The 12,387-nt window shown below is 35.8% G+C and carries 10 protein-coding genes; 3 read left to right on the top strand and 7 right to left on the bottom strand.

From position 1 onward, the window contains the following. Nucleotides 1-2 precede the first annotated feature (2 nt). On the top strand, nt 3-1,700 hold the full coding sequence (locus AC3WTJ_RS34975; RefSeq protein ID WP_492526137.1) for a hypothetical protein: 1,698 nt from the start codon (nt 3-5) through the stop codon (nt 1,698-1,700). A 6-nt stretch (nt 1,701-1,706) separates the two neighbouring features. After that, entirely contained in the window at nt 1,707-2,471 is a 765-nt protein-coding gene (locus tag AC3WTJ_RS34970; RefSeq protein WP_492526135.1) for a hypothetical protein, read from the top strand. Between the two features lie 197 nt (nt 2,472-2,668). On the opposite strand, the gene AC3WTJ_RS34965 is transcribed toward AC3WTJ_RS34970, so the two are convergent. The 6 genes from AC3WTJ_RS34965 to AC3WTJ_RS34940 form a co-directional block, all read right to left on the bottom strand. Then, the gene (locus tag AC3WTJ_RS34965; RefSeq protein WP_492526133.1) at nt 2,669-2,836 is read right to left on the bottom strand and encodes a hypothetical protein; all 168 of its coding nucleotides are present in this window, start codon (nt 2,834-2,836) and stop codon (nt 2,669-2,671) included. 195 nt (nt 2,837-3,031) lie between these two features. Continuing rightward, nucleotides 3,032-3,262 (bottom strand): sigma factor-like helix-turn-helix DNA-binding protein, encoded by a 231-nt coding sequence (locus AC3WTJ_RS34960; RefSeq protein ID WP_492526131.1) that lies wholly within the window; start codon nt 3,260-3,262, stop codon nt 3,032-3,034. Between the two features lie 463 nt (nt 3,263-3,725). Then, the gene (locus tag AC3WTJ_RS34955; RefSeq protein ID WP_492526129.1) at nt 3,726-4,340 is read right to left on the bottom strand and encodes a hypothetical protein; all 615 of its coding nucleotides are present in this window, start codon (nt 4,338-4,340) and stop codon (nt 3,726-3,728) included. A 1,014-nt stretch (nt 4,341-5,354) separates the two neighbouring features. After that, the gene (locus AC3WTJ_RS34950) at nt 5,355-7,151 is read right to left on the bottom strand and encodes a putative bifunctional diguanylate cyclase/phosphodiesterase (protein ID WP_492526127.1); all 1,797 of its coding nucleotides are present in this window, start codon (nt 7,149-7,151) and stop codon (nt 5,355-5,357) included. A gap of 669 nt (nt 7,152-7,820) precedes the next feature. Beyond that, nucleotides 7,821-7,997: a DUF3231 family protein gene (locus AC3WTJ_RS34945; RefSeq protein WP_492526125.1), complete on the bottom strand. Its 177-nt coding sequence runs from the start codon at nt 7,995-7,997 to the stop codon at nt 7,821-7,823. Between the two features lie 477 nt (nt 7,998-8,474). Beyond that, nucleotides 8,475-9,491 (bottom strand): DUF3231 family protein, encoded by a 1,017-nt coding sequence (locus AC3WTJ_RS34940; protein WP_492526123.1) that lies wholly within the window; start codon nt 9,489-9,491, stop codon nt 8,475-8,477. A 261-nt stretch (nt 9,492-9,752) separates the two neighbouring features. Here AC3WTJ_RS34940 and AC3WTJ_RS34935 point away from each other — a divergent pair, with 261 nt between their 5' ends. Beyond that, nucleotides 9,753-10,307: a CBO0543 family protein gene (locus tag AC3WTJ_RS34935; RefSeq protein ID WP_492526121.1), complete on the top strand. Its 555-nt coding sequence runs from the start codon at nt 9,753-9,755 to the stop codon at nt 10,305-10,307. An 829-nt stretch (nt 10,308-11,136) separates the two neighbouring features. Here AC3WTJ_RS34935 and AC3WTJ_RS34930 read toward each other — a convergent pair. After that, nucleotides 11,137-12,231 (bottom strand): L-dopachrome tautomerase-related protein, encoded by a 1,095-nt coding sequence (locus tag AC3WTJ_RS34930; RefSeq protein WP_492526177.1) that lies wholly within the window; start codon nt 12,229-12,231, stop codon nt 11,137-11,139. Nucleotides 12,232-12,387: the final 156 nt, after the last annotated feature.

Genomic DNA, 12,387 nt, shown 5'->3' with positions numbered 1-12,387 from the left:
TTATGTCGGCGGAATTTGATTTGAGTAATATTGAAGATTACGAAATAATTGATGAAATTTTTGATTTAAATAGTAGTATGTTAATGGCTCAGGAAATCTTAGAAGATTTAAGAGCAAATAATGTACTTTTAAAAGGTGAATTTGAAGATGATGTTTGGGTATTTTTAAATGAAAATCAATATACTCGAATATATGTTTCGTTCGAAGAAATTGATACTTATATTTTTATTAATAATTATTTTAATTCAACTGATTGCAAACTTATGGTGAAGTGTTGGTTTGCTGAAAATTTAACCTATCAAATACCGGCTTCAGTAAGAACATTATTTTCTTACCTCCTAGCGACATTGAAATTAACCAGTGGATTTGTAAAGGAACATTCAGAAAGACTACAAGAGGAATTGTTAAAATTAAATGTAACTGATAAAACAAAATATATTTTTATTAAAGCTATACTAAGCTTTCTTAGTTATGTTGATGCTGAGGAGGAAGAACATTACAATAAAAAATTGCTTCCCGTTCTTCGAAACCTAAATCTCGAGAATGAAGTAAGAAGTTTACCGTCTTCAAAACAAGCTCTTAAATTTTCATCATATCTCGAAAGGTATTTTAAGGAAATAAGCGAGAATGGAGAAAATATTTATAACGATTACTTTTTCCCAATCTATGCTTGGTGGAAACTTACAAATATTATTCCGATGAGACCTTCGGAGTTTTGTTTGATGGACCGAGATTGTCTTCATCCATCAGATAATAACTATTACATAAAACTTCCTAGAAAAAAAGTCAAAACCAAATTGAAAAAACGAGCAGGTAAAAGCGTCGTAACTGATACTATCGCATTGACAAAAGAAATGTACAATTTTTTAAATGGTTATAAACTAGCTACTAGTAATTATGATAATACAACCACTACATTCATTTCATACGAGCATTTAGCTGAAATGAAGAAAAAACAAAAGAGTGGGAAATTTGGTGGATACTATAGAAAAATATTTAAGAACGTATTCACAAACTCAAATTTGAGCAAATTAATTGAATTGTTTTATGATGAAATATTATATGGTCAATATCAAGTATACTTTAAGAAAGCAGATAGGGTAAGACCAAATGATACACGTCATTTTGCTTTTATTTCATTAATGATGCAAGGCGTTTCTCCAATCGAAATTGCTCGTTTGGGAGGGCACTCTACGATCCAAGCTCAATACCACTATGTGAATCATGTTGAATACTTTATAGATTCACAAATTGATACACTTATGAGAAGTTTTGAAAAAAGCTTCTCTGAGGATGAACAGGAGGCTCAATCGTTAATTGAGTTTGAGGATATAAAAAAACGTATTTGGTCTGGACCGTTTTCAGATTTTCGATCACCTCTGAAGATTGGTTATTGTACAGATGAGAATATGGCATGTGAAGCATCAGAACATGTACTGTGTTCAAAATGGTGGATTGAACCTGAAGAGTTAGTTGCTAAAGAGGTGCAATTTATGATTCTAAATATAATAAAGTCTAAACGAGATAAGGTTGTAGAGTTAGCTGCTTTCTTGATTAACTTACATAAGGAAACACTTGTTGAAGATATATCTGAGTTCAACCCCAAAATTATGCAAAGCTTAAAAACAACATCAAACGAAATCCATGATCTACTATTCCAAATAGCGAAATATAAAAGTGCTGTTTTGTTAGAGAGGTAATGTTACATGGCAAGAAAAGCTCGAGTATTTTCAGACTCTGAAATAAGGGAACTAAAAGACATGATTACAAAATACCGTGAGGAACATGGTATTGCTGGGAAAATACGTTATATGGAAATGTTCCGTTTTAATCATGAGTTATATACAGAGGGTAAATTTAATGAATTTTTTAAAGAGGATTTCTGGAGAAAAAGTGACTTTCTTGGAAGAAAATTGATCGATGAAAATAATAAACTATTCGCAAATAATCACGTTGCTGATTTGGATCAAAATGTACCTATAGCTAATGTTTATTACATTGTTGATACATACAAAAAAGAAGAGGACTTGATAAAGCATTTATTACCGTTACAAACAGCTTTAGAGAAGAGCCTTCAAAGAGAAAAAGCATTGAAAAATAAAAATGATCAACTGACTGATGAATTAAATCAAAAAAAGATCAATCAAGAAGATTTGATAAATCGTTGCAAAAATTACGAGGACGCATTATTTAGGCTACTTAGATACAGTGCTAACGATCAGAACAAACTAGTGGATGTTTTGAATGTTAATAATAAAGATTTCAAGCATAATGACATTGTTAAAAGATCATTAGATACATTGTTTTCCGACCCACTTTATTTATATAACTGGTTTGACGAAAAAATAGATAAGAAACAAGAAGCTATTTTAGATAGTACTAATTACGGAAATACTATTTCATTAGCTAATTATAGAGTGAATGCTACTAAAAAGAAAACAGCATATGATGATCTTAAATGGGATGAGTGATTATTTGGATTGTACCAAAAACTCAAGATATATCCATTCTGTTGCCATGTTCTTTTCCCCCATTCTTTTAAAGAAGACGGTCGGCAGTAGTACCTTTCTTTTAAAAATAGGGATTTTCTTAACTAACTCCGTACCTTCTGAATTAATCGAGAGGCCGTGAAATGAAATTATTTACGGCCTTTCGTTAAGATAAGTTACTAGCAGCAGGAGCTTGAAGTAGTCTTATTTAGAACGGGACTCAAATCACGATTGCAACAACCCAGCTCATTATTTTTTTTATTAGAATCTTCTACACAACACTCGTTTGCCTCGCTAGGTGCTCCCTCACAACATTTTCCTTGATCTTCATTAACTTGATTATTCATTTCTTCTTCCTCCCTTAATCATTAAAGTGTGTTACATCTTTGGAGACGCACGTTAATAAAAAAGGACGCAAATCAAACTTAATTAACAACAATCTGATGAACTGCACTTTGTATTTGAAGTCCCACGGGAAGTGTAGTAAATAATATTACCTAATCGGCCAAGCTCGAAAGTACAGCAATTAAGCAAGAGCTCTTTTATCTTCTCTCTGCCGCGCTGCACTCTAGACTTTGCACCAGAGATAGAGATACCAACTGATCGCTTAATTCTTTTTGTGTGAAATCGCCTAATTCAGTGAGTTCAAGTGCTTGCCTATACTTTTCTGTTAGTCCCTGGATCATGGGGCGGAGACATGCAGATAACTCTTTTACAGCTTCATTCATTTCTTCATCTTGCCCTATGGACAATTCGGGCAGATCAGTTTTCAATTGAAGTTGTTCTTTCCTAAAATAGTCGACAATACTATTTCGAGTAATCTGATAGATTGCAATTTCTGATCGTCTTTTAAAGTATCTAAATTGGCATGTATCTTCATAAAAACATTCTGTAGTATCCAGTGAATATAAAGTTCTAGACTGAAAGACTTGATCTAACGGGGGTTATGAGGATTGAAAATCGTCAGACTTCGAAAAATAAGTATTAGACTGACTATAAAAATGAAACAGCGGCAGATCAAGACTTGAAAAATAAAGTCTTAGACTGCCGCTGTATTTGTTCAACTATCGTTCATTACAACAAGTCACTCCTGACGATGGATTTAGTAATAAATGGTAATTGGTTTTTCTGCCAGCTAATAAAAAACAAAAAAAGGAGTTGCAGCGAGCAAACTCCTTAACTATAGTTCACCGTTAGTTCAAGTTTTGTTCCGTAAGGGCGACCTTGATGCACTTTTTATCGTGCCTTCTTTTTAAAAGGATTGTTAAAGTTTAATTCACGGTTCCAATTATTATTCTTATCTCTTACTTTTAGAAGTAACTTAGTAAACCAGTACGCAATATATGCTATTCCAACGTCGATAATAAATAGGTGAAATTGGTTCATTCCTTTTCTAAATTCAACAAACCCTATATACTTTTCAATTGTTGCGAAACCAAATGCAAAAGCTGCACTTAACAACAAGGTGTATAAATAGAAATTTTTATTCTTATTGGTACAATATTGATACAAAAGCAAAAAACCAACTGGAAGTACCGAGGCGGTGATATTTAATGCATTCGGTAATACAGGAGTTAAAAAGTATTTGTGAGTGAAGTAACCGGTTCTTCCAAGTGCAATATCGATGTACGTCCAGATCATATGTACTGTATATCCAAAGAAAAATATTTCAAAAATTCTTTTTCGATCTACTATAAAGAAAAGCAATAGAAGGGGTACCACCAACAAGGAAGTAACTACCCAAAATTGCCAATCACCCATATCCGAAAAACTACTCCAATAAGAACTTATCTGCGAATTTACCTCTTCCTGTTTCTCATGGATTTGATTCCAATATTGTTTAAAATCCATTTTAATGCCTCCTAACAATATTTCTCCCTGTAAGCATTCCGCTTGTAACCATAGTAATTCTTGCCTTAATGAGTCTTTCGTTGATTTCTTTAAATGACCCATCGAGTGGTTATTTGATGTTGATTTATTTAACCTGCTTAATTTCAGGATTAATCTACATTACCATTCGTGCACGATCTTTATAGGTTTCTTTTTATGTTTAATTTATCCAACATATGAGCTTATATACATGCGTAAATTGTACATTGGAAGATGTATTAAATCACTATTCTGCCCGTTAGCACCACAGGCCACCGAGTTTATCACAGGCAGCCTGTTTGGTCTTTGTTATGAAACTATCATGTCCCTTTAGCTTAACTGTAAAAAATGTATCGAAGTAAAAGTATGAATTTGTTTTTAATCTAAACTTAATGTGACATTCCTTGACCTATCTCTGATAATGTTGTTTGAGGTGATGAAGAATGACAGATGATGCTTTATACGTAGATGTCACTGGCAAGACAAGAAAGGAGATTCAAAGGATAACTTTTAGGAAATTGAGAGAAGGTTACGTTTTGTATTCATTACGTGGCGCAATACCAAAAGTCGAAAAGGATGGTAATGATTTTCAGAAGATAGCACCAAGATGGTCTATTTTTGTCTACGAGAAAATTAAGCATCTGATAACATTTAGGGATAAGACTAGGAAACATAATTAAACAGCGGTTGCCAGGGGTATTTAAGATTCAAGGCTGTCGCTTCTTTTATTTCAAATCGCCTATCAGTAATCTAGTTAAAAGGTTAATCTTTGTTACGCTGCCCGATAGCTTAATGAGGCTGCCGATCATTTTGATGGCTGCTGTGGTGTTTGGTATGAATTAGCGTATCCCATCTGTTGAGTTCAAAGCTTCAGCTGATATTCATATTTGTTGAACTATCACTCTCTACTGCCCGTTAGGATGGCAAGAACTTGATGTCATAATATTAAAAAAGCCGCGATATACGCGACTTAATACGGGATGATGATTAAATCCGTCATTTCCAACTTCTTAGTAATTTTTCAAATTCAGCTCCATCCAATGGACGGCTAAAAAGAAAACCTTGTCCAAAATGGCAGCCATTTTTCCTCAAGAAATCGAATTGCTCCTTTGTTTCTACTCCTTCAGCAGTGATATTGCAGTTCAGATTTTTTCCCATTTCAATAATGGTTTTTGCGATTGCTCCTGCCTTTGAACTTTCAGGTATGTCTTTGATTAATGACATATCTATTTTCAAATTATTGATCACCACATGCTGAAGCATACTTAATGAAGAGTATCCAACACCAAAATCATCAATCGCCAATTTTATACCAATTGGCTTTAGTGCATCTAATACCATTTTTAATTCCCCAGCATCTCTTAACACACTCTCGGTAATTTCTAGTTCAAGATATTTGGGGTTCAATTCGCTTTCATTGAGTGCTTCTTGAATGGAACGGATAAAACCATTATGTTTTACTTGCAGTGGCGAGACATTTAGAGCGATATTGATAGTTGGCAAACCGGAATTTTGCCATATCTTGCTCTGTTTGCATACCGTCTCTAGAACCCATTCTCCAATGGGTATAATCATACCGGATTCCTCTGCAATTGGAATAAATTCATTTGGGGATACCAACCCAAATTCGGGATGAACCCATCGTAATAAAGCTTCGGCACCCGAAATTCCACTGGTTGTTAAATCGATTTTCGGTTGATAATGAACGATAAATTCACCATTTTGGAGCGCGCGCTTGAGCCCATTCTCCAACTGTTGCTTTCTGAAAATCACTTTGCTCATCTCGGGCATATAGAAAGAATAATTATTTCTTCCGCGAGTTTTTGTATGATACATGGCAATATCAGCATATTGTATCAATGAATCGACGTCGAAAGAATCTACTGGATATAAGCTGATTCCAATACTGGCCGTACTCTCAATGATTTGTCCTGCAACACTTATTGGATTGGAAAACCGTTTCATAATTTGCTGTACAGTTTGTTCTGCTCGGTCATACCCTGCATTCTCAAGAACAATAATAAATTCATCGCCTCCATACCGAGCAATAAAATCATTTTCAAGCAAACATTCTTTTAACTCCTTAGAAATCTTCTGCAGGACAGAATCACCAAAGTTATGTCCCATTGTATCGTTAATGATTTTAAATTTGTCTAAATCAATAAACAGCAGCGCTAGTGGCTTAGAGTCTAAGCTGGTTTTGAGAAATTTAGCTAGAAAGTGCCTATTGGGAAGTCTCGTTACATCGTCGTATAGAGCCAGTACTTTAAGTGCTCTCTGATCCCGGTTTCGAATGTATAGATTATAGATGGCAATGACAAAGAAGACAAATAAACACATGCCAACAATCAAGCCACTTTTGGAATCCCTTTCATAATAAATTGATAATCCCACTAAAGCTAAGATTATCACTAGATAGTATATTAACGTGCTCATTTTATTAAAGGTTAAGGCAATATAAAATACGACCATCGAAAGAAGAATGGAATATGATTGTGAATAATTAAAAAAATAGGCAAGGTAAACAACAAAAGAGCTAACAAGGAAATATGCCGCCTGTAGGAAATATTCCAGATTACGTCTGAAAAATTGACTTAAGTATTTTAAGCAGTAAAAAGAAATGAATAGTAACGGAAATACCATAAAACCCCATTTAAGTTGTTCTGGTAATTCTGGATTTAACTTCACCCAAACAAATGCAAATATGGGGGTTATAATCGAACTAAGGAGTGAATTCATTTCAAAAAAATTATTATCAGGCTTTGTATAGAAATGTTTTTCGTATCTACTCATATAGTGCAAGTATCCTCCAAGTTGAAATAGAGTAAGATCCCGTGGTCTAATAAATATAGATCAAAGCATAAACAGGCTAAAAATTTGTCCACATTTGAGATACGGTTATCCACGCAGCTGTATCTCTGAGTTTGTTACATCTGAGGCTACCTGTTTCAGAACTGGAGACGTAGAGTCACAATCTAGGGGATTCTCCTCTCGCCTAAACGGTAAGAACTGGACGGTCCAGGACTTGAGCATCTTTTTTATCAACGGGAAGTAAAACAGAAGACCCCATGAATATATCCTATCCGCCACCAATATTGCGTATAGATCTGCAGTTCGACGAAAAGCAACTCGATCCCTGCTAGTAGAGTGATAAACCCAACTATCCAATACCAACCTAGTTGAAATAACGAAAGGATCAGAGCGAGGGATGGTATCGAGATTAAATTGATGTTAAAGCTCCAAAATAGCTGTCGTAATAACGATTGCTACGCAGTTTCGGGTGGTACTCGTAGCTCCCGTTGAAGATATAGATGACGGCTTGTTCAACTCCAATAAAGAATTGGGGCAGCAGCTCCTGTCCATACTTAAATCAAAAAGGAACAGCTGCCAGCCCGCGGCATTCTGCTCCCTTACTGTGAAATATCGTGCCCGTCGAGCGAACACGATTCTCAGGTTTAGAACTTATTTCTTTAAGAATTTACTACGGTCAACTGTTTCTGGTGGTTTTTCCAACCATCCGTTGTCAATCATGAGAATTGCGCCATCTTCCACATATAACATGACTTCCGCTTGGAATTTTAAAAATAATTGTGGCAGAAATTGATCAGGAACTGAAGTATTCCTGCAGGTTTGATCCATAGAAGGATTGCACAGTACAGAAAGGTTGACCAAGAAATACTAACAATGACATTATCCAAATAAATCATAATAATGTTAGAGAACTTACCTAATCTCCTCAATCAGAATCTCAAACACCCAAAAGGACTCAATTTCACAAATTCCAACGAAAAACTATATAGCTTGTGCTTTAGAAATTAGAAAGGGTGTTTTGGATGACAGTTCTTCATAATATTAGCAAACCGAGGTATCAATTAAAGTCTTTGGAGTTAAAATCGAATGACTCCATACTTCAAATATCAATCCCGGTAGATAATAATGAACTTTCCGAGAAAGTTTGTAAAGAGTTAGAGGCGAAACTCAATTCGGAGAATGAGTTGGTTGCCCATCTAGCCGCCAAGGAAATTCTCCGTTATTTAAAATCTAAAAAATAATGTGTAGAGCTTAGCGGCTCCGTGTTCCGTTTAACTATCGTGTCCCGTTAACTCAATGGGGTTCCTATAGTTGAGTTGCTAGTCCCTTTCGATCAGGCGTATGCGGAACCTCTTCAAGCCATCCATTCTCAATCATGATATCAAGCGAGTCTTTTCCATATTGCAGTATCTCAGGGATAATTTTAGAATACTCTTTTACAAGATCGATCCTCGAAGAAGTTGATAAAGCATGTCCAATGTACGCTATACCTTGTGTATTTAGCGTTGTAATTAGGAACATTATCAGCTTATCGGAAAACGGCGAAATTGTGGAAGTAGATATTTCGGAATTAACCATAATAGTCCCGAGGAGATCATCATTCATAAAAGTCTTATTTAAAAATTCAATTTGCATTTGGGCTAATTGTTTCCCATTGATTAAGTGCTTCTTAATTTTTTCATCTTTGACGACTTGGATGAATCCTGTTAGTAAAATTAATCCAAAATAATTTCGTTCAATATTGAAAAACATTTCTGATATTTCTATTACATTTAGGGGACGCTTTTTTTCCAACCACTTGGAAATGAAAAATTCTTTCTTATGAATAAATTCTATATGGTCTGGATATGGAATCATAGGTGGGCGATCATAGATTCCTTTCTCTAACATGAGCTCAATCGCTGTGTTATACAGTTCGTTTGTGGATTCCAGACAATGGGAGAAAAATAGTCGAATATCTTTACGCACCACGTTTGAAATAATTTTTCCATAGTTCACCAAACCTATTCGAGTCATTCCGTAAACATAACTTACCGAGAATAAATCAAAAAATAAGGAAGGTGCTGATAAGTTTACATCTTGATCGGAGAAACCCATTGGGATAGGGAAATTCTCTCTGCTGAAGATGTTTCTTATTTCCTCCATTTGTTTCTCGGATACTGCATGCGTTTTTTCGAGAAGCATTTTTACATCTATCCTGTCGCGTTCCACGTACTTCAGAAAATGCTTTGTGAAGCAAATGGACATACTATCACTGATATAAGTTGACCATAACCATGCAATTTCAGTTGATGATAATCCGACTTGATGTTCCTCTTTCATCATAATTCTCCTTTGTTTTTCGTTATATTCCTTTAGTGGTATTTTCCCTCAATACATAAAAAACCATGCATCGTTTCTCATGCTGCCCGTTAACGTAATGAAGGCTGCCGATTGCTGGCAGCCTCCCACTGGTGTGTTTATTGAACAAACGTTCCCCTTTAGCTTAATCCCAAGAAAGAATTTAATTTTGGTTTAATTATACATTGTGTATAACAATATCCTTACTCTGAAAATAATAACTCCGTAAAGGAGTGTTAGTTAATGGAAAAAAAACAAATTATTGAACTTATTGACGCTAATGTTAATCAAGTTCAAACATTGATTCATGAAAGAGTCCAAATTTGGCAAACATACGTTCTCTATTCAGGTTTATGGTGGTTCGGCGTATTCTTATCCATTTTTCCTTGGATACTTTGGATTTTCTTACGTGATAAACATAGTACTGACCGAATTCTATACATTGGATATTTCGTCATAGTTATCTCACTTATTCTCGACATTCTTGGGGATCAGTTAGGATTTTGGCATTATAGATTTAATGTTATTCCATTACTTCCAACTTATTTTCCATGGGATATAACTCTAATGCCAGTTTCGGTAATGTTTCTTATACAAATAAAACCTAAAACTAATCCTTACCTTAAAGCAATACTTTTTGCACTTCTTACTTCGTACGTTGCAGAACCATTTATCACATGGCTTAAGATTTATGAACCGCAAATTTGGAAATTTAGCTACTCAGTCCCAATTCAATTCATCATTTATTTACTTGCTCATTACTCCAGCAGAAGAAATAAATTTAAAGAAGTGACTTAATAGCGTACTGTATTTGTGCATTCACCAAATTCAACATAACATTTTGAAGAAAACTGTCCTTTATCTTAATGGAGCTGACCAAGTAAAAATAGAGATACAAATAAAAAAGTCTAGGGCAATATTTCCCCGGACCTGTATTCATAATAACACATGTCCAATAGATTAATGTTGAATATCCAAATAAATAAATAAATTCCATCACTGTATCATTAATGTAACCTCCCTTTAGCACAACAGGCCACCGAGTTTATCACAGGCAGCCTGTTTGATCTTTGTTATGAAGCTATCGGTTTGCAATAGGTAAGCATTTGATGTTATCTCCAGCTTTTCCCCTGCTCCGCACGGAGCGTGCCAATTTCCAAGCACTCCGCTGTCCATCTAACTGAATTTACTAAATCATAACTTCCTCATTACTCATTGATTTGGGATATGTTAAACTGGATCTAATGCATATTTTTTACGGTATTGGTTGATCTTGTTCATTCGGGGGAGCACATGTTAGACCGAGTGGTTTCTGAGGCAGGAATAAGGCTGAAAATCTTCTATCACTCGCCAGACATAAAGTCGGGGATACTATTGCCCTGAGGAAGCCAAATGGGAACTGAGACTCCTGATAGAAGAATATGAAAAGGTATGCCAAATCATTGATGAAGTGGACGAGTTAATTGTGAAGATATTCCAGAGATCCGCTGTTCGGACCTCTTTCGATCGGTCTGTGTTTCCGTCCCTGTCACGGCTACCCTTTTAGCATTTGGAGGGGACTTACAGAAGCTAGTCATAAATACATTTTCAGTGCAATTAGAGTCAACTTTGTAAAGCGAAATATTTACTAAAAGGTAGGAGCAGGTGGCTCGTCTATTTTCATACGGAGTAAACTATAAGGCTTCTGCCGCAGGTCATTTCCATAATGAAATCTTGCCTGCCGATGTAATTGGTTCACGATGAAATATAAGTATTGATCTGCACCAATTGAAAAAGTATCCGGCCATAAAATTCTCGGATCATGTGCGATGGTTTCCATTAATCCATTCGGCAATATCTTACGAATACTATTGTTTTCATAGTCTCCAGCGTAAACGTTTCCTTTTGCATCGGTGATCATTCCATCTGAAGCACCTTTTTCTCCCCAATACTTCACGTGATACTGTAATTTCATATCCGGGATTGTTCGGTCTCTTAGGGCTTCCGTTGAAATCGAGTACAGATGACGACTGGAGAGAGGACAAAAATACAACATCTTGCCGTCCGGGGAAATCGCTATACCATCGGATGCCAATCTAAAGGGTGAAGTAGATCCGTCTTGGTTTCGATTCATCAGGATTTTACCTTCAACTTTCGGTAAGAGATAGAGATCGGGCGAAGTTGAACTTGCCCCATTTAACCGTCTCCAGGCATAACCGGTTTCTAAATCAACGACAATAATGGCTCCTGGTCCTCGAGAAGACGAATCCGTTATATAAGCATATCCTGCTTTACCAACACGAAAGTCAACTCGGACATCATTCAGATACGTGGTTGGCAGGATAACATCTTCCGTAAATGTATATACCCTTTTTATAGTATTTGAATTTAAATCAACAGCAACTAACTTCGCCCCCCCTTTGATGGGTTCTGAGAAATTAGGAGCTCCTGTATCCAATACCCAAAGCGTACCATTTCCATCAGCAACGACACTTTGGACACTAATGAGGGACGTTGTGATATTCGATGGGCTTACCACATTAGCGTCTAAACTAGGATAAGGCTGTAATGTATCGTGTACGATTTCAGCCACCGTAAATTTAACGTCGTCTCCCCATTTGGGAAAGCAAATGAAAATACGCCCGGTTTCAGAAACAGTAACGCCTGTAGGCATGGCTCCGTAAAATAAAAAAACCGCCTCAAACATACCGAAATACTTTTCACTCGGTAACATCATTTGTATAAATCCTCCTCAAGAGTTTCGAACTGCTTTCCCCTATTTATATGACTAAATGTGGCTCAATTGCCTGGATAATAAAATAATTTTACGGGAACCACGCAAGTTCTAATCTATGACGGACAACGAGTAAACGGTGTTGTATTTTTTGCCTAAGTATCA

This window comes from Paenibacillus sp. FW101-FHT12H11 (genome assembly GCF_058790355.1).
The sequence above is the reverse complement of the archived record's forward strand: the minus strand, read 5'-3'. Positions and strand labels throughout refer to the sequence as shown.